Source organism: Elstera cyanobacteriorum, assembly GCF_002251735.1.
GTDB lineage: Bacteria > Pseudomonadota > Alphaproteobacteria > Elsterales > Elsteraceae > Elstera > Elstera cyanobacteriorum.
The window spans coordinates 303,709-327,932 of the sequence record NZ_NOXS01000033.1 but is presented as its reverse complement, the minus strand read 5'-3'; the positions used below and the strand labels follow the sequence as shown (position 1 = coordinate 327,932).

General features: G+C 62.5%; 25 protein-coding genes and 1 other RNA gene. 11 read left to right on the top strand and 15 right to left on the bottom strand.

Going from position 1 to position 24,224, the window contains the following annotated elements:
• Positions 1–34 precede the first annotated feature (34 nt).
• Positions 35–475: a pyridoxamine 5'-phosphate oxidase family protein gene (locus CHR90_RS13755; RefSeq protein WP_170941412.1), complete on the top strand. Its 441-nt coding sequence runs from the start codon at positions 35–37 to the stop codon at positions 473–475.
• A gap of 70 nt (positions 476–545) precedes the next feature.
• Here CHR90_RS13755 and CHR90_RS13750 read toward each other — a convergent pair whose 3' ends face one another.
• The 6 genes from CHR90_RS13750 to CHR90_RS13725 all read right to left on the bottom strand — a co-directional run bounded on the left by CHR90_RS13750 (position 546) and on the right by CHR90_RS13725 (position 8,459).
• Complete coding sequence (locus CHR90_RS13750; protein ID WP_094409586.1) at positions 546–2,501, bottom strand: PhoX family protein; 1,956 nt, start codon at positions 2,499–2,501, stop codon at positions 546–548.
• A gap of 266 nt (positions 2,502–2,767) precedes the next feature.
• Positions 2,768–3,751 carry a dipeptide ABC transporter ATP-binding protein gene (locus CHR90_RS13745; protein WP_094409585.1) on the bottom strand — a complete coding sequence of 328 codons (984 nt, stop codon included), beginning with the start codon at positions 3,749–3,751 and terminating at the stop codon, positions 2,768–2,770.
• 1 nt (position 3,752) lies between these two features.
• Entirely contained in the window at positions 3,753–4,766 is a 1,014-nt protein-coding gene (locus tag CHR90_RS13740) for an ABC transporter ATP-binding protein (protein WP_094409584.1), read from the bottom strand.
• Entirely contained in the window at positions 4,763–5,662 is a 900-nt protein-coding gene (locus CHR90_RS13735) for an ABC transporter permease subunit (protein WP_094409583.1), read from the bottom strand. The genes CHR90_RS13740 and CHR90_RS13735 overlap by 4 nt, the downstream gene beginning before the upstream one ends.
• 12 nt (positions 5,663–5,674) lie before the next feature.
• Complete coding sequence (locus CHR90_RS13730) at positions 5,675–6,685, bottom strand: ABC transporter permease subunit (protein ID WP_094409582.1); 1,011 nt, start codon at positions 6,683–6,685, stop codon at positions 5,675–5,677.
• A gap of 172 nt (positions 6,686–6,857) precedes the next feature.
• Positions 6,858–8,459 carry an ABC transporter substrate-binding protein gene (locus tag CHR90_RS13725; protein ID WP_276526805.1) on the bottom strand — a complete coding sequence of 534 codons (1,602 nt, stop codon included), beginning with the start codon at positions 8,457–8,459 and terminating at the stop codon, positions 6,858–6,860.
• Positions 8,460–8,705: 246 nt separating this feature from the next.
• On the opposite strand from CHR90_RS13725, the gene CHR90_RS13720 reads away from it, so the two are divergent.
• A complete protein-coding gene (locus tag CHR90_RS13720) occupies positions 8,706–9,731 on the top strand; it encodes an asparaginase (RefSeq protein ID WP_094409580.1) in 1,026 nt (341 codons plus the stop codon).
• A 527-nt stretch (positions 9,732–10,258) separates the two neighbouring features.
• Here the strand turns inward: CHR90_RS13720 and queF are convergent.
• Positions 10,259–10,717 (bottom strand): preQ(1) synthase, encoded by a 459-nt coding sequence (gene queF, locus CHR90_RS13715; RefSeq protein WP_212668687.1) that lies wholly within the window; start codon positions 10,715–10,717, stop codon positions 10,259–10,261.
• Positions 10,718–10,760: 43 nt separating this feature from the next.
• Positions 10,761–10,858, bottom strand: an RNA gene (gene ffs / locus CHR90_RS13710) — signal recognition particle sRNA small type.
• Between the two features lie 114 nt (positions 10,859–10,972).
• Here ffs and nudC point away from each other — a divergent pair.
• Both nudC and CHR90_RS13700 read left to right on the top strand, forming a co-directional pair.
• Complete coding sequence (gene nudC / locus CHR90_RS13705) at positions 10,973–11,869, top strand: NAD(+) diphosphatase (RefSeq protein WP_094409579.1); 897 nt, start codon at positions 10,973–10,975, stop codon at positions 11,867–11,869.
• Positions 11,862–12,662 carry an alpha/beta fold hydrolase gene (locus CHR90_RS13700; protein ID WP_094409578.1) on the top strand — a complete coding sequence of 267 codons (801 nt, stop codon included), beginning with the start codon at positions 11,862–11,864 and terminating at the stop codon, positions 12,660–12,662. The genes nudC and CHR90_RS13700 overlap by 8 nt, the downstream gene beginning before the upstream one ends.
• Here CHR90_RS13700 and phhA read toward each other — a convergent pair.
• Both phhA and CHR90_RS13690 read right to left on the bottom strand, forming a co-directional pair.
• The gene (gene phhA / locus CHR90_RS13695; RefSeq protein WP_094409577.1) at positions 12,659–13,531 is read right to left on the bottom strand and encodes a phenylalanine 4-monooxygenase; all 873 of its coding nucleotides are present in this window, start codon (positions 13,529–13,531) and stop codon (positions 12,659–12,661) included. The two genes, CHR90_RS13700 and phhA, sit on opposite strands and share 4 nt — an antisense overlap.
• 49 nt (positions 13,532–13,580) lie before the next feature.
• On the bottom strand, positions 13,581–14,348 hold the full coding sequence (locus tag CHR90_RS13690; protein ID WP_094409576.1) for a class I SAM-dependent methyltransferase: 768 nt from the start codon (positions 14,346–14,348) through the stop codon (positions 13,581–13,583).
• A 60-nt stretch (positions 14,349–14,408) separates the two neighbouring features.
• On the opposite strand from CHR90_RS13690, the gene CHR90_RS13685 reads away from it, so the two are divergent.
• On the top strand, positions 14,409–15,119 hold the full coding sequence (locus CHR90_RS13685; RefSeq protein ID WP_094409575.1) for a transporter substrate-binding domain-containing protein: 711 nt from the start codon (positions 14,409–14,411) through the stop codon (positions 15,117–15,119).
• On the opposite strand, the gene CHR90_RS13680 is transcribed toward CHR90_RS13685, so the two are convergent.
• From CHR90_RS13680 to CHR90_RS13670, 3 genes are all read right to left on the bottom strand, one after another.
• Positions 15,116–15,562, bottom strand: a complete 447-nt coding sequence (locus tag CHR90_RS13680; protein ID WP_094409574.1) for a CBS domain-containing protein — start codon at positions 15,560–15,562, stop codon at positions 15,116–15,118. The genes CHR90_RS13685 and CHR90_RS13680 overlap by 4 nt on opposite strands.
• A gap of 98 nt (positions 15,563–15,660) precedes the next feature.
• Entirely contained in the window at positions 15,661–16,794 is a 1,134-nt protein-coding gene (gene aroB, locus CHR90_RS13675) for a 3-dehydroquinate synthase (RefSeq protein ID WP_094409573.1), read from the bottom strand.
• A gap of 4 nt (positions 16,795–16,798) precedes the next feature.
• Entirely contained in the window at positions 16,799–17,392 is a 594-nt protein-coding gene (locus CHR90_RS13670; RefSeq protein WP_094409572.1) for a shikimate kinase, read from the bottom strand.
• Between the two features lie 176 nt (positions 17,393–17,568).
• Between CHR90_RS13670 and CHR90_RS19455 the strand changes: the two genes are divergently transcribed.
• The 5 genes from CHR90_RS19455 to grpE all read left to right on the top strand — a co-directional run bounded on the left by CHR90_RS19455 (position 17,569) and on the right by grpE (position 21,964).
• A complete protein-coding gene (locus CHR90_RS19455; protein ID WP_170941411.1) occupies positions 17,569–17,709 on the top strand; it encodes a hypothetical protein in 141 nt (46 codons plus the stop codon).
• Complete coding sequence (locus tag CHR90_RS13665; protein WP_094409571.1) at positions 17,690–19,312, top strand: hypothetical protein; 1,623 nt, start codon at positions 17,690–17,692, stop codon at positions 19,310–19,312. The genes CHR90_RS19455 and CHR90_RS13665 overlap by 20 nt, the downstream gene beginning before the upstream one ends.
• Complete coding sequence (locus tag CHR90_RS13660; protein ID WP_094409570.1) at positions 19,309–20,247, top strand: tyrosine recombinase; 939 nt, start codon at positions 19,309–19,311, stop codon at positions 20,245–20,247. Before CHR90_RS13665 ends, CHR90_RS13660 begins: the two co-directional genes overlap by 4 nt.
• A gap of 67 nt (positions 20,248–20,314) precedes the next feature.
• Positions 20,315–21,370, top strand: coding sequence for a heat-inducible transcriptional repressor HrcA (gene hrcA, locus CHR90_RS13655; RefSeq protein WP_094409569.1), 1,056 nt, complete (start codon positions 20,315–20,317; stop codon positions 21,368–21,370).
• A gap of 27 nt (positions 21,371–21,397) precedes the next feature.
• The gene (gene grpE / locus CHR90_RS13650; protein WP_094409568.1) at positions 21,398–21,964 is read left to right on the top strand and encodes a nucleotide exchange factor GrpE; all 567 of its coding nucleotides are present in this window, start codon (positions 21,398–21,400) and stop codon (positions 21,962–21,964) included.
• A 59-nt stretch (positions 21,965–22,023) separates the two neighbouring features.
• Here grpE and CHR90_RS13645 read toward each other — a convergent pair whose 3' ends face one another.
• Both CHR90_RS13645 and CHR90_RS13640 read right to left on the bottom strand, forming a co-directional pair.
• A complete protein-coding gene (locus tag CHR90_RS13645; protein WP_094409567.1) occupies positions 22,024–22,437 on the bottom strand; it encodes a type II toxin-antitoxin system VapC family toxin in 414 nt (137 codons plus the stop codon).
• Complete coding sequence (locus CHR90_RS13640; RefSeq protein ID WP_094409566.1) at positions 22,434–22,682, bottom strand: type II toxin-antitoxin system VapB family antitoxin; 249 nt, start codon at positions 22,680–22,682, stop codon at positions 22,434–22,436. Before CHR90_RS13640 ends, CHR90_RS13645 begins: the two co-directional genes overlap by 4 nt.
• 154 nt (positions 22,683–22,836) lie before the next feature.
• Between CHR90_RS13640 and CHR90_RS13635 the strand changes: the two genes are divergently transcribed.
• Positions 22,837–24,213 carry a DUF1800 domain-containing protein gene (locus tag CHR90_RS13635; protein WP_094409565.1) on the top strand — a complete coding sequence of 459 codons (1,377 nt, stop codon included), beginning with the start codon at positions 22,837–22,839 and terminating at the stop codon, positions 24,211–24,213.
• Positions 24,214–24,224 lie beyond the last annotated feature (11 nt).

Below are 24,224 nucleotides of genomic sequence, written 5' to 3'. Positions count from 1 at the left end.
GCATCAGTTTACGGCAAAAAAAGGAAGCATCACCATGGATCTCACCGCCGAAGCCCGCCGCATTCTGCTCGGCGCCCGCCGGGGTGCGCTGGCAACCCTGTCTGGGGAGGCCAAAGATCCTTACGCTTCGCTGGTTTCGACCGTCGCGGGGGAGGATTTGGCCCCGCTGCTGCTGCTCTCAACCTTGTCACAGCACGCGCAGAATTTAGCGGCCGATCCGCGCGCCTCGCTGCTGCTGGAATCGCCGGAAGTCGCCACCGCGCCAGACGCTCTCGCCGCCGGGCGGGTGACGCTGCAAGGCACGGTAGAGAAAGCCGATAAAGACGGGCTACGCGCCGCCTATCTCGCCGCGCACCCGGAGGCGGAGATGTACTATCAGTTCACCGATTTTCACCTCTACCGCCTCGTCGCCCCGCGCCTGCATTTTGTGGCGGGGTTTGGGCGGGTGGTGTGGCTCGAAACGGCGATGCTGTAACCAAAACGCCGGGACCATCGGCCCCGGCGTTCGGTCAGGATGGGGGCCGAAGCCCCCGCCCCTATTTGTCTTAGGCGTGCGGCAGCGTGATCGCCGTGGTCGCCAGCGTCAGATAACCGACGGCGGCGCCGTAGCGGTCCTTATAGTTGGCACGGACCAGCGGATCGAGCGTGGCTTGCACTTTGGCGTGCAGGCTCTTGCTCCAGTCACCGACGTGCTGGAAGTTGCTCATGATGTAGGTCCAACCGTTGAGTTCATCGACGGCATGCAGACCGGTCGACTCGCCGCCCGCCGGGACCGACAGCAGACGCGACAGTTCCTTGGTATCGACGTTATAGGCCCAGAGGAAGTTGTTCACGTGGCTGCCGCTGTCTTCGCCGATGAAGAGGGTGCGCAGCTTTTCCGAGAACTTCAGATTATCCGGGTTGCCGACGATGTTCGGGTTCGACAGGTTGCCGAGGTCATCGGCCTTAATGTCTTCGCCGATCAGCAGCATCTTGCTGCTCTGCGGTACCCAGTCGCTGTTGATCTTGGCGCCCGTGCTGTCGGTCGTATTACCGCCCAGCTTATGCTCCATGACGCCGCCGGCGTTCAGGGCCTTCTCGAGGGTAATATTGCTGTCCTCGTGATGGCCCTTGCCGCCCTTCACCATCGAATCGACGATGTTCTGCAGCGCCGAGTAAGCGACCTTATCCTTCGCGTTGACCGTCGTGCCTTCCATCTTGGTGAAGGCCATCGAGCCGCCGACGTAAGAGGCATAGCGGTGGGTTTCGAGGAAGGCGGCCGCCTTTTCCATACCCGGCTTAATCTTCATCCAATTGGCCGCGCCGCCGATCCAGACCTTCTTGTAGGAAGCATCGTTCGGATCTTCCTTCTTCACATCCAGAATATCGGTCGGCTTCAGGCTGTTCGCCATCGCTTCGATTTCAGCGCTGGTGGCATGGCCCAGCTTAATCCAGGTGATCTTCGTGCCCGGCGCATTGGTATCGAGCGAGAAGCCCGGCGCGTATTTGGCGACATAGAGCGTGCCCGCCGACAGATCCTTCGCCTTATCGGCAACGAACAGGAACAGGCCGGAGTTGGTGGCATCGTCGCCCATCAGCACGGTGCGATTGTCCGGCATCACCTGCACGAGTTCGTGCGAGATGCGGCCCATATTGTAGTGCTTCTTGATCGACCCGGTGCCGTCGGCGTGAACAGTCACTTCCGGCAGATGGCCGTAGTGATAGGGGTTCGCCTTATTTTCATCCCCGAAGGTGTTCTTGCTGAACGCCTTAAAATATTTCACGCTGTCGATAAAATACGCATCGGGTTCATATTCTTCCGACGACAGATGCGTACCCCAGGGCGACAGGCTGGCGCCGCAGGTGATCCACAGACCGTGAACCTTCGAGGTATCGACATTGTGATACTTCACCAGCGACAGTTTGCCGGTCTGCGGGTTTTGGTCGAGCGTCAGCACGGCGATCGGCGACGGCAGGGCGCCATAAGCATCCTTCCCGGCCTGATCCCAGGTGGTGTATTCGAACTGCACGACGGCGAAAACCGTATTGCCCTTCACGCCCTTCACTTTGGCGCCGGGAACCTTCAGCAGCGAGGTTCCGTCCGGGCTGTCGGAGAAGAAATGGCGTTCCTTGCCCGGCACCGAGCGGTCGATGATCGGCTGATTGTTGATGTCGTAATAGCCACCCGCCAGGATCTTGCCGCCCTTGCCATCGGGAACCATGTCGCCGGTAATGAAGAACGGCTCGTAGCTCAGCGGGAACTGCTTACGGCTCTTGTCCGACAGTTCGAATTCGATGGCCGAATTCACATAGGTGGTAGCCATCGCCTGCGGATTGGACAGGGTCGGCGCCGCCATGCTGACGAAGCGCGCGGTATTCGGACGGATCGTCGCGGCCAGGGCGGTATTATTGCCGAGGCCCGCCAGGAAAGACCCGACGGTCCCGACCGCCAGCGGCAGCAGCGGCACACCGGCGGCAAATTTCAGGGCCTGGCGACGGGACGTATTGATCGTTTCAGTCATGGCTGAGCATCCATTCGGCTGGGCATCAAATAGGGAGGGCGGCCAACCGGATTATTCCGGCATGCCGTCCCACGCCGCCGGACTTTAGTGGCTGCGAATGACTGTTTTATGACTACCGGCACCCTGACAGGGGCGTCTTGCCGGAACGATATTTACTTCCTGATACTTTATACAGGGCTGTCGATCATTCGAGACTGGGCCGTCATACGCGCGCAGGCAGGGGGCTTTTCCGACGGTCCCGTGGCAAAGCCCCCTTACGCCTGGACCTAAGCCGCCTCGCCCCGCAAGACCACCGGGCAAGCGACCGTGCGGTTGCCGACCAAGACCGGATCAGGGCGGGTTTCACTGCACGAAGGCTGCACCAGCGGGCAGCGCTTGTGGAAGGCGCAGCCGGAAGGCGGGTTGAGCGGCGAGGGCAGTTCGCCCGAGAGTTTCGGGCGGTCCTCGACGGCATGGCCCGCCAGCCGCAGGCGCGGACGGCTGCCCAGCAGGGCTTGGGTATACGGGTGGCGCGGATCTTCGAAAATCTGCTCCACCGGCCCATATTCCACCGGGCGCCCGAGGTACATGACCATCACGTCCGAGGCAATATGCCGGACGACGCCGAGGTCATGGGAGATGAAGACATAGGCCAGATCCAGCTCGTCCTGCAAATCCATCAGCAGGTTCAGTACCTGCGCCTGGATCGACACATCGAGCGCCGACACTGGCTCGTCCGCCACCACGACGCGCGGGTTCAGCATCAGCGCGCGGGCAATGGCGATGCGCTGACGCTGCCCGCCGGAAAACATATGCGGATAACGGCCATAGAAGTCGGGCCGCAGCCCGACCTTCGCCATCATCGCTTCCGCCGCCGCGCGCCGGTCCGCTGCGCTCATCTCCGGGCGGTTGATCGCCAGCGGTTCTTCCAGCGCCTTGCCGATGGTATGGCGCGGATTCAACGAGCCGTAGGGGTTCTGGAACACCATCTGCACACTTTGGCGCAAGCGCTTGCGCGTGGCAGCATCGGCCTGGGTCACCGGCTTGCCGTCGATGAACAATTCGCCGTCCGACGGCTCTTCGAACAGCGCCAGCATGCGCGCGAGCGTGGATTTGCCGCAGCCGCTTTCCCCAACAATAGCGAGCGTTTGCCCGGCATTGAGGGTGAAGGACACGCCATCCACCGCCTTCACCGTGGCGGTCGGCTTCAGGAAGCCCCGGCTGACGCTATAATGGCGGCGCAGATCGACCGCCTTCATCAAATCGGTCATCTTACACAGCCTCCACGGCCATCGGTTTGCCGTCAGCATCGAGCGGCGAATGGCAGCGAACAGCCCCACCCGCGAACTCCGGGCGCAGGGCCGGGCCGTCGATCCGGCAGCGGTCGGACACAAAACCGCAGCGCGGGTTGAACAAGCAGCCCTTCGGCCGGTCGCCAATCCCCGGCACAACCCCTGGGATCGTCGGCAACCGCTGCCGCCGCCCGCCGTGGGCCGTAACCGCCGCATGTTCGGGCAAGGCATTCAGCAGCGCCGCCGTATAGGGGTGACGGGGCGCCGAAAACAGCCGTTCGACCGGCGCCTGCTCCACCACCTGCCCCGCGTACATCACCTGCATGCGGTGCGCGGCTTCGGAAACGACAGCCATATCGTGGGTGATCAGTACCATCGCCATATTCTGATCGCGCTGGAGATTGGTCAGCAGGTCCATGATCTGGGCCTGGATGGTCACATCCAACGCGGTCGTCGGCTCGTCGGCAATCAGCAGACGCGGACGGCAGGAAATCGCCATCGCGATCATAACGCGCTGGTTCATCCCGCCCGAAAGCTGGTGCGGATAGGCCGAGAGGCGCGAGATTGGGTCAGGAATGCCGACTTGGGTCAAAAGCTCCAGGATACGCTCGCGCCGCTGCGCCTTGCTGCCACCCATATGGACTTGCAGGGCCTCGTCGATCTGATGACCGATAGTGAAGCAGGGGTTGAGGCTGGTCGTCGGTTCCTGGAAGATCATGGCAATATCTTTGCCGACGATCGCCCGGCGCTGCGCCGGGGTCAGGGACAGAAGATCGCGCCCATCAAACGCCAGCTTATCGGCGCGGACGATGGCGTAATCGGGCAGTAGCCCCATCGTCGCCAGCATCGACACCGACTTCCCGGAGCCGGATTCGCCCACGACGCCCAGCACTTCGCCAGCGGGAACGGAAAGGTCGATCCCATCCACTGCGCGGAACAAGCCGCGCGAGGTGGGAAATTCGACGGTGAGATTGCGGATTTCAAGCAGGCTCATGAGCGTTTCAGCTTCGGATCGAGGGCATCGCGCAGACCGTCACCGATCAGGTTAAAGGCCAGAACCGCCAGAAGAATGGCGACCCCCGGCAGCGTCACCCACCAGGCGCTCTGCAAATATTGCGTGGCATCAGACAGCATCGTGCCCCATTCCGGCGTCGGCGGCTGGGCGCCTTGGCCGAGGAAACCCAAGGCCGCCGTATCGAGAATGGCGGTCGAGAGGCTGAGGCTCGCCTGCACGATCAGCGGCGCCAGACAGTTCGGCAGTACCGTGCGGATCATCAGCCGGGTTTTCGACGAGCCGATCATGCGCGCGGCCAGCACATAATCCTTCGACATTTCGGAAATCACCGCCGCATGGGTCAGTCGCACGAAGCTGGGCAACAGCACGATACAGACGGCGACCATCGCATTATTCAGCCCAGGCCCCAGGATCGCGACAATGGTCAGCGCCAGCAGCAGCGTTGGCATGGACTGAAGAATATCCATAAACCGCAGCAGCGCGGTTTCGACCAGCCCCCGGAAGAAACCCGCGATCAGGCCGATAGCGATCCCAACGACGATGGACGCGGCCACCACCGCAACGGCGATGACCAAGGACACACGGGCGCCGTGCAGAATGCGCGACAGGATATCGCGGCCAATATCATCCGTGCCGAGGATATGGCGCCAACTGCCGTCGGCGTACCAAACCGGCGGCTTCAACAGCGCATCGCGGAACTGTTCGATGGGGCTATGGGGCGCCACCCAGGGGGCGAAGATCGCCAAAAACACCATCGTTAAAATCAGGATCAGCCCGGCCAGCGCCCCTTTATTGCTGGAAAATTCCAGCCAAAATAGGCGCAGCGGCCCCGGCGGGGCAGCGGTGGGCGCGGAAGTGGATGAAACGGCGGTCATCGCGTCGCTCTCCTAGCGCTTATGGCGGATGCGCGGGTTGATGATGCCATAGGTCAGCGTCATCACGAGATTAACCAGAATCGTCGTGGTCGCGATCAGCATCAGCGCCCCTTGCAAAATGGGATAGTCGCGGCGCGACAGGGCTTCGATCAGCCATTTACCGATCCCTGGCCAACTGAAGATCGTTTCCGTCAGCACCGCTCCGGAAAACAGCGTTGAAACCTGTAAGCCGATGACGGTCACGACCGGGATCAGGGCATTGCGCAGGGCATGGACGGCGACGACGCGGAAGGGCGACAGCCCCTTGGCGCGCGCCGTGCGCACATAATCTTCCTGCAACACTTCCAGCATGGCGGAGCGCGTCATGCGGGCGATCACCGCCATCGGGATCGTGCCAAGCGCGACCGCTGGCAGCGCCAGATGGCGCAAGGCCGACCAGAAGGCGTCATATTCCCCCAGGATCAGCGTATCGATCAGCACGAACCCGGTGATGGGTTGAAAGAAATAGATCAGCCCCATGCGGCCCGAGACCGGTGTCCACCCGAGGGTCATGGAAAAGATCAAGACCAGGATCAGCGCCCACCAGAAAACCGGCATGGAATAACCCGCAAGCGCCACGGTCATCACGGAATAATCGGTGACCGATTTTCGGCGCACCGCCGCGATCATTCCTGCGGGCAATCCGACGCCGACCGCAAAAATAATTGCTGCGACCGCAAGCTCCAATGTTGCCGGAAAGCGCGAGATGAATTCGCTCAGGACCGATTCTTTAGTATACATCGACCGGCCAAGGTCCCCCTGGGCCATTTTGACAATATAGTCGGTATATTGTTCCCAAATCGGCCGATCGAGACCCAGGGCCGCCATGCGTTCCGCATAGACTTCCGGAGACAATCCTCTATCCCCCGACATGATCTGGACCGGATCACCCGGAACGATCCGTATCATGACGAAGGCCAAGAGGGTCACCCCAATGAAGGTCGGGATGGTTAAGAGGATTTGGCGAAAGAAGAAGGACAACATGGATGTTTTAGTCCAAAAGAAACTCTGTCCCCGTTTCGGTTGAAACGGAAGAGAGAGATACCAGACCCGGAAACAAAGAGAAGCAATGCGCAGGCCCACAGGGTGAAATAACCAAAGGGTCGAAGGCGCCTTCAAGCACCCTCGACCCAGGTTAGATCAAACTTCGGCAGGTTTACTTCATCGAGACGCCGTAGAACTTAAAGCGTCCCAGCGGATCAACCTTAAATCCATCGACATTTTTCGACATGGGCACGGTCTGCACCGCATGGGCAACGGTAACCCAGGGGGCTTCATCCTTGAAGATGACCTGGGCTTCTTTATACAGCTTGCCGCGCTCCGCACGGTCGGACGTCTTGCGCGCCTTCTGAATCAGATCTTCGAAGGCCTGATTGCACCAGCGGGCACGATTACCGCCCGATTTGGCCGACCCGCACCCCAGCAGCTCGTACAGGAAGTTATCGGGATCGCCAGTATCGCCGGTCCACCCCAGCATCATGGTCTGATGCTCGCCTTCACGGGTACGGTTCAGATATTCGGCCCAATCGAAGGAGACGATCTTTGCCTTAATCCCAACCTTCGCCCAATCGGCCTGGACGATTTCGGCCATGCGCTTGGCGTTGGGGTTGTAAGGACGCGCGACCGGCATAGCCCAAAGATCGACTTCCGTATCAGCCGGCACACCCGCTTCGGCCAGAAGCTTCTTCGCCGCTTCCGGATCGAACGCATAGTCTTTCACGTCGTTATTATAGGCCCAGCCGATCACCGGCGGCAGCGGGTTCTTGGCAGTTTCACCAATGCCACCCGGATAGACCGCCTCGATGATGGTCTTTTTGTTGATCGCCAGATTCAGGGCCTGACGAACGCGCTTATCGTCGAACGGCTTCTTCTGAACGTTAAAGGCGATGTAACCGACGTTAAGACCCGCCTGCTGCAGAACCTTCAGATTCGTATCTTTTTTCAGGTTCTCGATATCGGCGGGATTGGGGTAGGCGGCAACATTGCATTCCCCAGCCTTCAACTTGTTAACACGCTGGGCGCTATCGGGCGTAATGGCGAAAACAAGACCATCCAGGCTGGACTTGCCTTCAAAATAGTCCGGATTGGTTTTATAGCGGATTGTCGAGTCTTTTACGTAATCGACAAAAATAAACGGCCCCGTACCGACCGGCTTCAGGTCGATATCGTCCATCTTGCCAGCTTTTTGAAGCTGATCGGCGTATTCCTTGGAATAGACCGACATAAACGGCATGGCGACATTGGTGATGAAGGGCGACAGCGCTTCTTTGATCGTCATGCGGACGGTCAGATCATCGACTTTCTCGATCTTGACCAGATTTTCCGACATACCCAGATCATCGAAATACTGGTACTTACCGCCACCGATGGGATTGAAAGGATGATCCTTCTTTAGCTGACGCTCGACGGAGAAGATGACGTCATCGGCATTCAGCGTCCGCGTCGGCTTGAAATATGACGTGGTGTGGAACTTGACGCCCTTGCGCAGCGTGAAGGTATAAACCTTGCCGTCGGCCGAGACTTCATATTTTTCGGCCAGCGAGTTCACGAGGTTGGTCGTACCGCGCTCGAAATCCACGAGGCGGCTATAGATGGTTTCCGCCGCGGCCGTGCTGGTGGTGCCCGACGTCGCCCGTGCCGGGCTGAAGTTTTCGGGACTGCCTTCCGAGCAGAAAATCAAGGTCTTGGCCTGGACCGTGCCAGCCAAGAGCGCCGCCGCCATCGAAACCGATGCAAGCGTTAATGTGCGATAGTTCACCCTTTATACTCCCGGTAAACAACACTGAAGCCCGCCCCAATCATCTTCGGATCGTGGGCTTACTTTTTGATAGTCTATTTTGCAACCAATTGTCATGCCGAATTTACCAACAAATACCGGTACAAATGCTCGTATTTCCTAAGCAAGCGCTTCCATACAAACTATTTATTTCCGATTAATGTCTAGACGATGACAGGCTTTGGCCCTATCCTAGGCCAATCCGCTTCTTAACCACCGAGATTCCCTATGGTTTCCGCCGCTTATCCCGTTCTTGCCGAAATCACCCGTGGCCCGTTGGTGGAAAGCCGCCATCTCGGCAGCGCTGTGGTGGTCGATGCGGCGGGCGGCGTGGTGGCCGAATGGGGAGACGGCGGGCGCGTCACCTTCCCCCGCTCCTCCAACAAAATTCTGCAAGCCCTGCCGCTAGTGGAAAGCGGCGCGGCGGACCGGTTTAACGTCTCTCCGGCAGAACTCTCCCTCGCCTGCGCGTCACACCGCAGCGAAATCCGCCATGTGGACGCCGTGATCGCCTGGCTTGCCCGGCTCGGCCTTACCCCCGACGCGCTGGAATGCGGCAGCCATTGGCCGATGGACGAGGACGCGGCTTACGCCCTCGCCCGCTCCGGCGGCACGCCGACCCAGGCGCATAATAATTGTTCGGGTAAGCACACAGGCTTTCTCGCCACCGCCCTGCATTTGGGCGAACCGCTGGCGGGTTATGTCGAGTACGATCATCCGGTGCAGCACCGCATCACGCAAACCCTGTCGGAAATGATGGAGGTCGATCTCTTCGCCCAGCCCTGGGGCGTCGATGGCTGCTCGATCCCGACCATCGCCGCGCCGCTGAAATCGCTCGCGCTCGCAATGGCCAAATGCGCCGACCCGTCCCACCTGCCCGCCGCGCGCGCCGAGGCGATCCGCCGTCTGGTCGACGCGATGGCAACCCAGGCCTTCTTTATGGACGGCACCCACGGCTTCGCCACGCGGCTGATGGACCGGCTGGGGCATAAGATCGTCTGCAAGGTCGGCGCGGAAGGCGTGTTCACCGCCATTCTGCGCGACCGCGGTTGGGGCGTGGCGCTGAAGGTCGAAGACGGTACCGCGCGCGGGGCCGAAATGGCGCTGGCCGCCGTGCTGCGCGCCCTTGGTATCCTGACCGACGCCGACCTGATCGCCGTCCAGGATATTTTCCCCGCCCCGATCAAAACCCGGCGCGGCCTTGCGGTGGGGGATGTGCGCCCGGTGGATTTGGGAAAACCGGGGGCGTTTTAAGCCGGTTCTTTGGATTGAGGAGGCGATGGCTGGACCCAGTTATCACCTCTCAAGGTTTCTCTAAACTGCCAAACGACAGCAAAGCATAAAGGCACCAACAGAAAAACCACATCCTCTGCGCTATGTTTTTTCAAATTAAATTTTACGTACATAATAAAAATGGCGGCCGCATTCAAAGGAATTAGCCCCAAAAAAGTTCTATACATAATCGGTTTTTAGAGGATTTTTATTTTTTTATACAAATATGATTCCATAATTAAACATAGAGCCCAAGAAGAAAAATATAATTCCAGCAGAAATTTACCAAAACGATATCTTGAACAAATACTATCCCATGAAGAAAAATAACAAAAATCAATACCTATACTATAAAAAATTCCATTCCCCATCCAGAGGTCTGTAAAAATTTGACCAATGACAAACCCATACAGCATAAAACAACAAGTGAGGCGAATCTTTTTCTCAACCCACATAAAACTCTCCCCAAAATGAAATACCCCTAAAACATCTTGAGGAGAGTACTGTAGCTACCCCCGCCCGCGATAGGACGGCACGGCCTGATCCGGCACCCAAACGCCAGCAGGCGCCGGGCCGGTTTGGTAGAAAACGTCAATCGGAATACCGCCGCGCGGGTACCAATAGCCGCCGATGCGCAGCCATTTCGGTTGGATCGTCGCCACCAGGCGGCGGGCGATGCCGACCGTGCAATCCTCGTGGAAAGCCCCGTGATTGCGGAACGACGTAAGGAAGAGTTTCAGCGACTTGCTCTCCACCAGCGACGGGCCGGGGATATAGTCGATGACGAGATGGGCGAAGTCTGGTTGGCCGGTCAGCGGGCAGAGCGAGGTGAATTCCGGGGCGACAAAGCGCACGACGTAATCCACGTCCTGCGTGTTCGGCACGGCTTCCAGAATGGCGTCTTCGGGGGTCTGCGGCTGCTGCGTCGCGTGCCCTAGTTGGGTCAGGCCTGAATATTTGCTGGTCATGATGACCGCAGTATATAGAGCGCCCAGCGCTGGCGGCAAGCGGGTGGGAGGCTGGCGGCACGACCCGACACGAAACTCGTTACGGCTGCTTCCTTCCGGACCTGACCGGGTTGGCGAGGGCATCGCCCGTGGCCAACCTCCCGAGGCTCTATATCGTCGGTTGATGCGGGAAACGCAAGGGGGGTTGCTCAGGCTGCCCAGTTGCGGCGCAGCCAGGATCGCGCCACACTGCGCCCGAATTTTCGAGAGACGCCGATGAAGCCCCTGTTTTATAGCCATTCCGGCCTGATCCGCGACCCGCTGGACCGCAAGGCGTTCGATGGTTTTTCTGGCGATGGTTGGCGCACGGCCCGCGCCCGCTGGCATCTCTATTGGCAGGGCAAAAGCCTTTTTGCCGGGGGGCAGGCGGTCAGTTTCGACCAGTTCGACCGCGCCCCGACGGTGCTGCTGGGGCGGCACGACAGCGTGCAGATTTTCGCGCTCGACCTCACCGACTGGGACGAGGCGCAGGCCACCAACTTTGCCGAGCAGCATGGGGCCGAATGGGCCGATCTGCGCCGCTATGGGCCGGGGTTGGCCGAAGATTTGGCCGCCACCCTCGCCTATGGGCGCGGCATGGCCTACTGGCACCAGCGCACGCGCTTCTGCGGAGTCTGCGGCGCCCCCACCCTCTCGGCGGAAGGCGGGCATGTCCGCCGCTGCACGAACCCGGAGTGCGGCACGCCGCATTTCCCGCGCACCGACCCCGCCGTCATCATGCTGGTGATCGATGAAACCGGGCCGGAGCCGCGCGCCTTGCTGGGGCGGCAAGCGATGTGGCAGCCGGGCATGATGTCCACCCTTGCCGGTTTTGTCGAACCCGGCGAAAGCCTGGAGGAAGCCGTGCGCCGCGAAGTTTGGGAGGAGGTGGGCGTGCGCGTCGGCGCCGTCAGCTACCGTGCTTCCCAGCCCTGGCCCTTCCCCTCCTCCCTGATGGTTGGGTTCCGGGCGGAAGCACTGACCACCGAGATTACCGTGGACCCCACGGAAATCGAAAGCGCGCGCTGGTTCACCCTATCGGAATTGCGCGATCCTGCGATTGCCCAGCATGTGGCGCCGCGCCCCGATTCCATCGCCCGCCGCCTGATCGAAGAGTGGCTGGCCGATGCTTGACGCGGCAACCGAAGGCGTCATCGCCCTATCCGGCGCGCGGCTGGAATATCGCTGGTTGCCCGCGTCCCATCGGCCAGAGGCGCCGCCCATCGTGATGCTGCACGAGGGGCTTGGCTGTATCGCCATCTGGCGCGACCTGCCGGAGAAAATCCGCGACGCCACCGGCTGTGGCGTGCTGGTCTATTCCCGCGAGGGCTACGGCAACTCCAGCCCCGTCACCCTGCCGCGCCAGCCGGATTATCATACGCGGGAGGTGGAAGCCTTCCTATTGCCGCTGCTCAACGCCCTCGGCCTGCCGCGCGTCACCCTGTTCGGCCATTCCGATGGCGGTACGATTGCCCTGATCGCGGCGGCCCTCGCGCCGGAGCGGGTGGCGGGCGCGATGACGCTGGCCGCCCATGTGTTTAACGAGGACATGAGCCGGGCCGGCATCCGCGCCGCCGAACAAGCCTTCCTCGACGGCGACCTGCGCGCCCGCCTGAAGCGCCTGCACGGCGAGAATGTCGATGGCGCCTTTTGGGGCTGGTGCCGAACGTGGCTGGCGCCGGAGTTCCACGACTGGGACATCACCGCGCTGCTGCCCGCCATCCGCGCGCCGCTGCTGGTCGTACAGGGCGAAGACGACGAATACGGTACGCCCCGCCAAGTGGCGGCAATCGTCGAGGGCACCGCTGGCCCCGCCGAAGCCCTGATGCTCCCCGGCGTCGGCCACTCCCCCCACCGCGACCAGCCGGGCACGATCTTGGCCGGGCTGGTGCGATTAGTGGCGGGGGAGGTCGCGTTCAAACCCTAATGCCGCTTCACCCGCCCAGTGCCGCGCGTAAAGACCCGATCACTCGCCAGCACCGTACCCGGCTCTAGCTCCGGTAAGGTTTTCAGCGCCTCATAGTGCGGCGTGAAATCCGGCAGGGTTGCATCGAATAATTGCCGGTAGCTGTCGATGACGAAGTAGGTTTCCTGGAAATCATCGATGCGGTAGCGGGTGCGCAGCAGGCGGCGCACGTCGAAGCCCAGGCGGTTCGGCTCGGCGCTTTCCAGGGAAAAGCGGCTTTCCCCTTCGGAGGAGACGATCCCGGCGCCATAGATGCGCAGCCCCTGCGGCGTCTGGATCAGGCCGAATTCCACCGTATACCAATAGAGCCGCGCCAATTGGTCGAGGGTGCCGAGGCGCAGGGCCTTGAGGCCGCCCTCGCCATAGGCCTGCATATAGTCGGCGAACACCGGGTTCGACAGCAGCGGCACATGGCCGAAGACATCGTGGAACACATCCGGTTCTTGAATGTAATCGAACTGATCTTCGCGCCGGATAAAGCAGGTGGAGGGGAAGCGTTTATGGGCGAGGTGATCGAAAAAGATCGCCTCTGGCACCAATCCCGGCACGGCGACGATCTGCCAGCCGGTGCGGCGGGAGAGTTCGTCGTTCAGGCGACGGAAATCGGGGATACCGTCGGCGGCGATGGCGAGCGCGTCGAGCCCGGCCAGAAACTCCGGCGCGGCGCGGTCTTTCAAAATCTCTGCCTGCCGCTCGAACAGCCGCCGCCAGCGATCGTGTTCCTCCGGCGTGTAGGCATCCCAGGCCTGGGTGATGGTAAAATCCGCCGCCGTTTCGGCGGGGCGGTGGGGATTGGGGGCGGTAAAGCCGCCCTCCGGCTGGGTTTGCATGATGGTTCCTCCCAAAACTCGGGCTTTGGACGGATAGTTACATCAGAAACTAAATAGGTCCAGGCTTTTCCGCATCCTCTTCCTCCCGCCGTTGCGGGGCAATCTGCGGAAAGACGGGCAAAAGCGCGCCGCGCCGCTTCGGCGCCCGGCGCAGCGGCGGGATGGCGTAAAGCTGTTTGGAGGCTTCGACTAGAATCACGCCCGAAAAACTGGGAAACCAGCGCTGGCCGAAGGCTTCGAACGCCGGGGCGAGGCGCAGCATCATCCGGCTGTTCGACGGCGGCAGCGACAGGGCGAGGCTATGGCGCGTCGGGGTAAACAGATTATCGCGCAGCAGGCGCGACACTTGCCCCGGCGAATAGGGCGACCCCGCGCCGAAGGGTGTGCGTTCCAGCCGCGCCCAGATGCCGCGCCGGTTGGGGACGATGATCAGCAATCGCCCGCTGCCGCTCATCACCCGCCAGATTTCCCGCAGCATCGGGCGCAATTGTTCGGTGCGTTCGAGGGCATGCACCAGCAACACCCGATCCACCGATTCATCCGGCAGCGGTAGATCATCTTCATCGGCCAGCGCCACCCGGTTCGGCCCATCCGGCGGCCAGCGCATCACCCCCTGCGCGGCGGGCATCAGGGCAATCGTGCGGCCCGTATCGTCGCGATAATTGCGCAGGTACGGCGTTGCGAACCCAAGGCCGAGGACGCTAAGCCCCTCCGCCTCCGGCCAAAACTCTTGAATGCGCCGCCCGATGATCCGGCGGGTCGCCTGCCCCAAGCGGCTGGCATAGAAATCGCGAAGGTCGATGACGTCATCATACATGGGGGCTAAGCTTACCCGAAACGGCGCCCCGCCGCATCCCCTCGCCTCCCGGAACCGCCGATGTCTTTGCCCCAAACCCTGCGTTTCGCGTATCTCATCGAACCGCCCTTTTGCTACCGAACGGCGGATGGCACGGTGACCGGTCACGACGTGGAGATCGCCCGCGCCCTGCTGCCGCGCCTCGGCATCCCCCAGATCGCGTTCATCGAAGCGGAATTTGCCGATTTGCTGGAGGGGCTAGCGCAAAACCGCTGGGATATCGTGACGGGCCTGTTTATCACCCCCGAACGGCAGCAACGGGTGCGGTTCAGTCAGCCAATCTGGGCGCTGACCGATGGGCTGCTGGTGCGGCGGGCGCAGGCAGCGGCGATCACCGGCTATCGCGCGCTGGCCGCGGCGACCGACCTACGCCTCGCCGTTGTCCGCGATCAGGTGCAACACCGCACCGCCCTGGCGCTCGGCATCCCGGCGGCGCGGATCGAAGTTTTCCCGACCTATGCCGCCGCAGCCGAGGCCGTCGCCCAAGGCCATGCCGACGCCTATGCCAGCGTTGCCTTAGCCCATGCCGGTCATCTCGCCCAGCATCCGGCGCCCGATCTTGCAATCGTCCCGGTTCCCCCAGAGGAAAAACCGGCGGAAGCGGGCGGTTTCGCCGTCGCTCAATCGGCCGCTAGGCTGCAAACGGCGATTGATGCGGCGCTGGCCGGATTTATCGGCTCACCCGAGCATCGGGCTATCGCCGCCCGCTTCGGGATGCCGGGGCCGCGTTAACCGCCGTAGCCTGCACCGAAGAGCAGCGTATCGCGCTGTTCCAGATCCTTGGTCAGTTCGGCATTCACCGCCGCAAACAGATCGCGGATCGAGATGATCGCGACAATATCATCGCCATCGACGATGGGGAGATGACGGAATTTGCCCTTTTCCATAATGGTCAAGGCTTCGCGCGGGCTAGCGTCGGGCGGCAACGTATGCGGGTCGAGCGTCATTACGTCGGCCACTTTGGTGGTCACCGGGTTGCGCCCTTGGGCGACGACGCGGGATAGAAGGTCGCGTTCGGAAAAAATCCCGACCAACCGCCCTTGCTCCACGACCATCGCCGCGCCAATCCGGCGGTCAGCCATCATTTCGGCGGCTTCCTGAACGCTTTGCTGGGGGCTGAGCGGCGCGAAGGCCTGGGTTTCGCTTACGATCCCCGGAACGAGGGTGCGCTTCATGATCTCTCTCCTCCTAAAATGGGGCGGGTTGTCCCCGCTCTCCCTATCAACTTGCGTTGAATAGGAGTCCAATTCAAGAGGAGAGTGTTACCATTTTCTTAATGCGCCTCGCTCAGTACCGGCAGCACGTCGCTTTCCGGCACCCCATCGCGCACGATGGCCGAGCCGAGGCCGGTGCAGAGTACGAAGGTCAGCTCGCCCGCCTTGGCCTTTTTATCGAGGCGCATATGGGCGACGAGCGTTGCCGGGTCGAAGGGGCCGCCGCAGGCTTGTTGATCGACCGGCAAGCCGCAGGCGACAAGATGCGCCACCAACCGGGCCTTATCCGCCGCCGGGCACAGGCCGAGCCGCACCGATAGATCGAGCGCCTGCACCATGCCGATAGCCACCGCCTCGCCGTGCAGCAGCGTATCGGAAAAGCCAGTTTCGGCTTCTAGCGCATGACCGAAGGTATGACCGAGATTGAGCAGGGCGCGCTGCCCGCCCTCGCGCTCGTCGGCAGCCACAATGGTGGCCTTGGTTTCGCAGGAATGGCGCACGGCTTTCGCCAGCGCTGCGCGATCCCCCGCCAGCAGCGCCGCGCCGCCGCCCGCTTCCAGCCAGGCGAACATCGCCGCATCGCCCAGCACGGTATGTTTCACGATCTCGGCATAGCCTGCGCGCAGTTGGCGCGGCGGTAGGGTGGCGATACAATCCATATCGGCCAGCACCAAGCGCGGCTGATGGAAACTGCCGACGAGGTTTTTCCCCGCTTTGGTATTGATCCCGGTCTTACCGCCGACCGAACTATCGACCTGGGCCAGCAGCGTCGTCGGGATTTGCACGAAATCGACACCGCGCATAGTGATAGCGGCGGCAAAGCCGACCAAATCGCCGATCACCCCGCCGCCCAGCGCCAGTAACAGTGTGCCGCGATCAACGCGCAGGTCCAGCAGCCGATCAACGAGATCGGCGATCCCTGCCCAACTTTTCGAGCCTTCCCCCGCCGGAACCGTGACGGTATCGACGCTAACCCCCGCCGCTGCCAACCCGGCGGTCAGGCGCGGCAGATGCAGCGGCCCGACGTTCGTATCGGTAATGACAACGACCCGGCGGCGGCCCTTTAGCAACGGCGCGATCCATTCCCCCGCCCGCTCCAGCAGCCCCGCGCCGATCAGGATAGGATAAGCGCGCTCGCCCAAGGCAACTTCAAGGCGGATAGGATCGGCAGCAGTTAGCGTATCGACGGACATGGTTCTACTCGCTCGGCGCGGGAAACTGGGACTGGCAATAGGCGGTCAGGGCTTTCAACACGCGCTCCGTCATCTCTTCGACGTCACCCGCGCCGCCATCAACCGTAATATCGGCATCGGCATAGACGGGGTAGCGCTGTTCCATCAACCCGGCCAGGATTTGGCGCGGGTCGCCCTGGTTCAGCAGCGGGCGGTGATTGCGGCGGGCGGTGCGGCGAACCAATTCATCGAGATCAACGCGCAGCCAGATCGAAATGCCCCGCGCCGTAATCGCGTCCCGCGTGCGGGCATCCATAAAGGCGCCGCCGCCGGTCGCCAGCACATGCACCGGCTCCTCCAGCAGGCGGGCGATCACCCGGCGCTCGCCATCGCGGAAATGCGCTTCGCCGTGGGTCGCGAAAATCTCTGGGATTGTCTGGCCCGCCGCCTGTTCGATCTCGATATCCGCATCGCGGAACGGCAATGCCAGCCGTTGGGCCAAGCGGCGCCCCACCGAAGATTTGCCCGATCCCATTAATCCGACTAGAACGACCGTGCGCGCTGGCACAAATCGGCCCTGGCGGGCGGAGGCGGAGTCAGGATCGGTCGAACGGGCCATCAAAAAAACGTCTTCGCATTGCGAGAATTCAGTGGTTGCCCCACTATGCGCGGGAGACTGCGGGCGAACAAGCCCGCATCACAGGAAAGACCGGCCGTCAGCGCCGGTAAGACCTACGGAGGACGGAGTAATTTTCCAACAGGAAAACCCGCCCCCGCAGGGATGGAGGAGTGAGAATGGCGCGTTTGGGAATGATCGTCGGCGGAATTCTGGCCCTGGCCTTGGTAGGCGCCTTCGTTCTCTTCGCAACGGTTTCGATCCCGGCCCCGAAAACCCCGATCGAAAAACAAATCCCGAATGAAAAACTGGCAAAATAGCCGGTCCCGAACGGCGGCCCTGCTGCTGGTTCTGCTGACCGGCGCCGCCCAAGGGGCCAGTCTACCGCCTGCCGATCTTGATGCTTTGGGGCTGCCGCCGGTCACCGACCCGACCGCGCCGCCGCCCCTGCCGCCCGATCTGTGGCAGGATACCAGCCGCCAAACGCTGGCGCAGTTTCTGCAACGGCTGCCGCGCGATATTCCGTCGGTGCCGCTCCGGTCGTTGGCGCGGCGGTTGATGACGGTCGAAGCCGATCTGCCGCCCGGCCCGCCGATCCAGCCCAGCGATGCGGGCGCCCTGCTGGGCGCAAGGTTGATCGCGCTCGCCCAATGGGGCGACGGGCCGGCGGTCGATGCCATCCTGGCGCGCGTGCCGTCGCGGCGCTTGACCCAGGAAGATCTGATCCGCGCGCAGGTCTTGCGCAGCTTCACGTCCGGCCAGCCGGAAGACGCCTGTGCCCGCCAGGACCAACGCCAGGGGCCGGACGATGGGTTCTGGCTGGGGGTGCGTATCGCCTGCCTGCTGATCCGCGATCAAGCGAAAGAGGCGGCAGCGCTGCTGAAACAAACGCGCGACCAGACCGCGCTCAACCCCTTGCTGTCGATGCTGGCCGAACGGTTGGGCAGCACCAAATCGCTGGCCGATCTGCCGTGGCCGGAGGGGCAGCCGATTTCCGTTCCGTCTGCCGTGGTGCTGCGCACCTATGGGCTGATCCCGCCCAAGGCCGAAACATTGGACGGGATGGGGGCGGGCTTTGCCCTGCTGGCCGACGCGCCAACCGTTCCCGCCGCCCAGCGGTTGCCCGTCGCCGAAGCCGCCGCGCTGCGCGGTGCCCTGCCGCTCGCCGTGCTCGACCGACTGTATCGGGAGGTCGGGGCCGGGCAAGACCGCGCCGCCGCCCATGTTGCGCTGCTGAGGGCCACGCAGCCGCCGCAGCAAGTCGTCGCTCTCGCTGATGCGTTGATGAGCGCCCAACGCGCGGGCCTGCTGCCGCTGGCCGCCAAACTCTATGCGCCGCTGCTGCGCGCCCTGCCGGTCCTGCCGGGGGCGGTGCCGCAGGCCTCGATCATCACCCGCGCCCTACTGCTGGGCGATACGCCCCGGCTGGCCGCGCCGTGGGTGTCGTTGCTGCGCCGGGCTGCCGAAAAAGACGCGGGCGCCCGCGCCGATCTGCCCCGCCTTGCCATTCTCGCCCGCCTGGCGTTTGGCGAGGAAGCGGCGCTGCTCGATACCCCCTTGTTGCAAGATTGGGCGGAAACCCCGCCCGCGCCCGACCCGGCGCTGATGAGCCTCGTCTTCGCCGCCTTCGATGGACTGGAAGAACCGCTGCCGCCCTATGCCTGGGATTTCCTCGCCGCGCCCACCCATCGCACGGGCGAGAGTTTTGCCGATGCGGCGGGCTGGCTACGGCTACGGGCCGCGGCCTTAGCGGGCCGGGTCGGCGAGGTCGCGGCCCTCAGCCTGATCTTGTCGGACGGCAATACCCCAAAACCGGGGGAGGCGCTGCGCCTCAACGCCCTCACCGCCGCCCTGCGCTATGCGGGGCTAGAGGATACTGCCCGCGCCCTGGCGCTGGAAAGCATCATCCAGGCCGGGCTATGAGCAGCGGCGCCCATCTCGATGCGTTTTTCGAGATGCTGCTGGCCGAACGCGGCCTTTCGGCCAATTCCCTGCGCGCCTACCGGGACGATCTGGCGGCTGCCGAGCGCTTTCTGGCGCTGCGGGCACGCGATTTGCTGACCGCGAGCGCTGCCGATCTTGGCGCTTATCTTCAGCAGCTTGGCCAGGAAGGCTATGCCGCTCGCACCGCCGCCCGACGCCGCGCTGCCCTGCGGCAGTTCTACCGCTTCCTTGCCCTTGACGGGCGCCGGGCCGACGATCCATCCGCCGCCCTTGAAATGCCGCGCCTTGGGCGCCCATTGCCGAAACTTCTGTCGGAAGCCGAAATCGATGGCTTGCTGGCAGCGGCCTCCGCCCGCCCAGAGCCGGAGGCAACGCGGCTTAAGCTGATTATCGAGTTGATCTATGGTCTCGGGCTGCGCGTCAGCGAACTCTGTACCCTGCCGCTCGCGCCGTTTCGCCCGCGTGGCAATAGCCCGCCGCCCGATATGATCACCGTGCGCGGCAAGGGGGAGAAAGACCGGCTGCTGCCGCTGACCCCCGCCGCCCAAACCGCGCTGGCCGCCTACCTGCCGCTGCGCCCGCAGTTCCTCGCCGAAAAACAAACCTCCCCCCATCTCTTTCCGCAAAAGGGGGAGGCTAAGCCGATCAGCCGGGTCTGGGTGACGATGACCCTGAAAGCGCTGGCAGTAACGGCAGGGATCGACCCGAAGCGCGTTTCCGCCCACGTCCTGCGCCATAGTTTCGCAACCCATCTGGTGGAGGGGGAGGCGGATTTGCGGACCGTGCAAACCCTCCTGGGCCATGCCGATATTGCCACAACGCAGATTTATACCCATGTCGCGGCGCCGCGCCTCAAAGCGATGGTCAATGCCCATCACCCGCTCGCCCGCCGCAGCAAACCGGGGGACGATTGACGCTGGCGGTGCGGCTTCCTAAATTTACCTCGGTTACTGCATTCACATGAAAGGACGTATAGGCGGCATGGTGTCGGTTATTTCGGAACTGAACGACCGATCCCGTGAGATTTTCCGGCATATCGTCGATGCCTATGTGGAAACCGGGGAGCCGATTGGCAGCCGCACCCTGTCGCGCCGCCTCGGCACCAACCTATCGCCTGCCACCATCCGGAATGTGATGGCGGACCTGGAAGAGTTCGGCCTGCTCTATGCCCCCCATACCTCCGCCGGGCGCGTGCCGACCGAAGCGGGGCTACGGCTGTTCGTCGATGGCCTGCTGGAAGTCGGCGCGATCACGCCCGATGAACGTCGGGCGCTTGATGCGCAATGCGCGGTACGGGGCCGGTCGCTGGAACAGGTGCTGGAAGAAGCCTCCTCCGCCCTCTCCGGTCTCTCCGGCTGTGCGGGCCTCGTGATGGCGCCGAAGCGCGAAGGCGCTTTGCAGCATATTGAATTCATCCCGCTCGGCCCCGGTCGGGCGCTGGTGGTGATGGTCAGCACTGACGGGCAGGTGGAAAACCGCATTCTCGACCTGCCCCCCGGTCTGCCGCCCTCGGCGCTGACGATGGCTAGCAACTACCTCAATGCCCGGCTGACGGGCGGCCATACGCTTAGCGAAACCCGGGCGGTGGTAACGGCAGAGATGGCGGCCCAGCGCGCTGATCTCGATAGTCTCACCTCCCGCCTTGTCGAGCAGGGGTTGGCCGTTTGGGCCGATAGCACCGCTGATCGCAGCGACGGCTATTTGATCGTGCGCGGCCAGGCGCATCTGCTGGAAGATGTTACCGCCCTCGGCGATCTCGAGAGGATTCGCGGCCTCTTCCAAGCCCTTGAAGCGCGGGAAGGGGCCTTACGGCTACTCGAAGCCGCCCATCTGGCCGAGGGGGTGCAAATCTACATCGGGGCGGAAAACCCGCTGTTCGCGCAAGCGGGTTGCTCCGTCGTGCTCGCCCCCTATACAAACGCCCGCGACCAGATCATCGGCGCGATCGGCGTTATCGGCCCTACCCGGCTGAATTATGCCCGCATCATTCCGATGGTCGATTATACCGCCAAGCTGATTGGCCGAATTTTGCGCTAACCCGCGCCCTAGAACCAGGAGAGACCCATGTCCGATACGACCGAGTCGCCGGAAACGGTGGCAGAGACCGAAACCATCCCCACCGGCGATCAGCAGCCGCATCCCGCTGATGTTATCGCCGCCCTGCAGGCCGAAATCGCCGGTCTGAAAGACCAAGCGCTGCGCGCCCTGGCCGAAGCGGAAAACACCCGCCGCCGCGCCGAACGCGACCGGGAAGACGCCTCAAAATACGCCGTTTCGTCCTTCGCGCGCGATCTTTTGTCGGTGGCCGACAATCTGCGCCGGGCGCTGGATGCCGTGCCGCCGTCGGAAGATGAAACCGTCAAAGCGCTGGTCACTGGCGTCGAAGCGACCGAACGCGAACTCTTGGCCGTCTTCGACCGGCGCGGCCTGACGCGGATCGAGCCGATGGGCCAGACCTTCGACCCGAACTTCCACGAAGCCGTGTTCGAAGTACCGAACACCGGGCAGCCGACCGGGACCGTGGTGCAGGTGCTGCAAGTCGGCTACCGCATCCACGACCGCCTGCTGCGCCCGGCGATGGTCGGCGTTGCCAAGGGTGACGCGGGCGCGCAGGTCAATACCTCGGCGTAAGATTGGTCTCTTCCGGCCACCGAAAAGCGGCTTCGGCCGCTTTTTGTGTTTTTGGAACGTCAGCTATTCCAGGGGGAGATTAGCTCAAGTCCAGTGGTTCTGAAGTCGGTTAGATTCCGGGTTGCCAACCGTCCGCCGTTGACCTTGGCAATCGCAGCGATCAGACCATCGGGAACCGACATAGGGACGCCCTGCCGAGCGGCCTTTCCCATGATGTCGCCATAGGCAAGCGCCGCCTGCTCCGTCAAGCCAAAGAGCCGATCCGTAAAACGATGCCGCCAATCCCTGAGGCCCTGATCTAAGCGACGTGCCCGCTGATCGGGATGGATTTTGGCGATCCCATAGGCGATTTCTGCGATGACGATGGTTGATAGGGCTAACTCGGCATCATGGCGAATCAGCCAAGCAATAACGCCAGTATCTGGCGTTTTACGCAGTGTTTCCGAAACCACATTGGTATCGAGAAAAATCACAACTCCGGCCCCTGATACGGTCTGCGGTTCTCTTGCAAAATTGCATCAAGATCGACATCCGTACCCGCCGTTGCGGTCAAACGCGCGTAAAAGGCCGATGCGGGTTCGTGCCCATATTCCCGGCTCTCGTAGCTCTCAAGCGCACGTTCAACGATTTCGGCAATCGTCCGCTGTTCCCGCTGAGCAAGACGATGCGCCAGATCGCGGGCTTTCGCACTTCGGACGGATAATTGCGGTTCGGCCATCGGCGCCTCCTTACTTCACCATCAGAATGCGAATGAGCCATCACGATAACAAGAGGACACATCAGAAAAGGTCAAAATTCGCACGCCTACCCGATTCTCGCCACACTCCATCGGTAAAGAAAGCGTTAACGTAGCTTTCCGATAGGAAGGAGGCATGATGGTTTCGCTGTCCCCGCGCCGCTCTCAAACGGCTTGGCTGGGTCTGGTCATCGCCCCGCTGCTCGCCCTACCTGCAAAAGCACTCTCCCCCGCCGACACCCGGCACCTGCTGGACCGCACCGGTTTCGGCGCGACGCCGGAGGATTTCGCCCGCTTTGCCCCGCTGAGCCGGGCTGAGGCGGTTGAAAGCCTGATCAGCGGCCTGCGGCGCACGCCGGTCACGCCGCTACCGGCGTTCGTTGGCCAAGACCGGGCCGACTTTACCCGCATCGGCCAGATGCCCGCCGAGGAGCGCAAAGCTTGGGAGGAGAAGATTTCCGCCCAAGGCCGCGCCATGAAGGCGTGGTGGATGCAGGAAATGCTCGCCACCCCCTCGCCGCTGACCGAACGCATGGTGCTGTTCTGGCACAATCATTTCGTTTCCAGCTTCAATAAGGTGCGCGATCCCGAAGCGCTGGTCCGGCAAAATCTGACCTTTCGCCGCCTCGGGACCAGCGATTTTCGCGGTCTGCTAACGGCCACCGCCCGCGACCCGGCGATGATGAAATATCTCGACACGACCCAGAACCGCAAAGGCGGACCGAACGAGAATTTCGCCCGCGAGCTGTTCGAACTCTTCACATTGGGCGAAGGCCATTATTCGGAAGACGATATCAAACAGGCCGCGCGCGCCTTCGCGGGCTGGACGGTGGACGAGCCGACGGGCAAGTTCAAACTGAACCCCGGCGCCATCGACCCAGAAGTGAAGCAGGTCTTCGGCCAATCCGGCCCTTTCGACGGGCAGGATATCCTCGATCTGGTGCTGAACGATCCGCAAACCGCCCGCTTCGTCGTCGGCAAACTCTGGCAGGAGTTTGTGTCCGACATGCCGGACGAGAAAACCCTGGCACCCATCGCCGCCCGCTTTGCCGGGGATTGGCGGATCGACCAAGCCCTTGCAGACCTTTTGACCTCGGACGCCTTCTGGAGCGAACAAAATCGCGGCACGCTGGTGAAATCGCCGGTCGATCTTGTTGTCGGCACGGTTCACCGGCTGGGGCTGACCAACCTGCCACCCGATCAAGCCGTGGAGCAGGTGCGCCGCCTGGGGCAGGATATTTTCGAACCGCCCACCGTGCGCGGCTGGCCGGGCGGCACCGCCTGGATCAATACCGATACGCTGCTGCAACGGCGTGAGGTCGTCGATCGGTTGATCCGGGGGCAAAGCCTGTCGGGCGACGGGCTGCGTGCCAAAGCGCCGCTGACCGTCGCGCTACTGGCCCTGCCGCCGCGCCAACCGCTGCCCCCCGCCCCGGCGGTCCCCGTTCCCGCCAATAGTATTGCCCCCGACCTCGACGGGATTCTGCGCGATCCCGCGTATCAGGTGAAATAGGAGTGGATGCC

Coding starts and splice junctions, on each gene's coding strand:
- CHR90_RS13680 (WP_094409574.1), bottom strand. CDS start 15,562: ATGAAGCGCACCCTCGTTCCGGGGATCGTAAGCGAAACCCAGGCCTTC.
- CHR90_RS13755 (WP_170941412.1), top strand. CDS start 35: ATGGATCTCACCGCCGAAGCCCGCCGCATTCTGCTCGGCGCCCGCCGG.
- CHR90_RS13690 (WP_094409576.1), bottom strand. CDS start 14,348: ATGTATGATGACGTCATCGACCTTCGCGATTTCTATGCCAGCCGCTTG.
- CHR90_RS13750 (WP_094409586.1), bottom strand. CDS start 2,501: ATGACTGAAACGATCAATACGTCCCGTCGCCAGGCCCTGAAATTTGCC.
- CHR90_RS13745 (WP_094409585.1), bottom strand. CDS start 3,751: ATGACCGATTTGATGAAGGCGGTCGATCTGCGCCGCCATTATAGCGTC.
- queF (WP_212668687.1), bottom strand. CDS start 10,717: ATGACCAGCAAATATTCAGGCCTGACCCAACTAGGGCACGCGACGCAG.
- CHR90_RS13700 (WP_094409578.1), top strand. CDS start 11,862: ATGCTTGACGCGGCAACCGAAGGCGTCATCGCCCTATCCGGCGCGCGG.
- CHR90_RS13740 (WP_094409584.1), bottom strand. CDS start 4,766: ATGAGCCTGCTTGAAATCCGCAATCTCACCGTCGAATTTCCCACCTCG.
- CHR90_RS13635 (WP_094409565.1), top strand. CDS start 22,837: ATGATGGTTTCGCTGTCCCCGCGCCGCTCTCAAACGGCTTGGCTGGGT.
- CHR90_RS13670 (WP_094409572.1), bottom strand. CDS start 17,392: ATGGCCCGTTCGACCGATCCTGACTCCGCCTCCGCCCGCCAGGGCCGA.
- aroB (WP_094409573.1), bottom strand. CDS start 16,794: ATGTCCGTCGATACGCTAACTGCTGCCGATCCTATCCGCCTTGAAGTT.
- CHR90_RS13730 (WP_094409582.1), bottom strand. CDS start 6,685: ATGTTGTCCTTCTTCTTTCGCCAAATCCTCTTAACCATCCCGACCTTC.
- CHR90_RS13685 (WP_094409575.1), top strand. CDS start 14,409: ATGTCTTTGCCCCAAACCCTGCGTTTCGCGTATCTCATCGAACCGCCC.
- grpE (WP_094409568.1), top strand. CDS start 21,398: ATGTCCGATACGACCGAGTCGCCGGAAACGGTGGCAGAGACCGAAACC.
- CHR90_RS13640 (WP_094409566.1), bottom strand. CDS start 22,682: ATGGCCGAACCGCAATTATCCGTCCGAAGTGCGAAAGCCCGCGATCTG.
- CHR90_RS19455 (WP_170941411.1), top strand. CDS start 17,569: ATGGCGCGTTTGGGAATGATCGTCGGCGGAATTCTGGCCCTGGCCTTG.
- CHR90_RS13720 (WP_094409580.1), top strand. CDS start 8,706: ATGGTTTCCGCCGCTTATCCCGTTCTTGCCGAAATCACCCGTGGCCCG.
- hrcA (WP_094409569.1), top strand. CDS start 20,315: ATGGTGTCGGTTATTTCGGAACTGAACGACCGATCCCGTGAGATTTTC.
- CHR90_RS13660 (WP_094409570.1), top strand. CDS start 19,309: ATGAGCAGCGGCGCCCATCTCGATGCGTTTTTCGAGATGCTGCTGGCC.
- phhA (WP_094409577.1), bottom strand. CDS start 13,531: ATGCAAACCCAGCCGGAGGGCGGCTTTACCGCCCCCAATCCCCACCGC.
- nudC (WP_094409579.1), top strand. CDS start 10,973: ATGAAGCCCCTGTTTTATAGCCATTCCGGCCTGATCCGCGACCCGCTG.
- CHR90_RS13735 (WP_094409583.1), bottom strand. CDS start 5,662: ATGACCGCCGTTTCATCCACTTCCGCGCCCACCGCTGCCCCGCCGGGG.
- CHR90_RS13665 (WP_094409571.1), top strand. CDS start 17,690: ATGAAAAACTGGCAAAATAGCCGGTCCCGAACGGCGGCCCTGCTGCTG.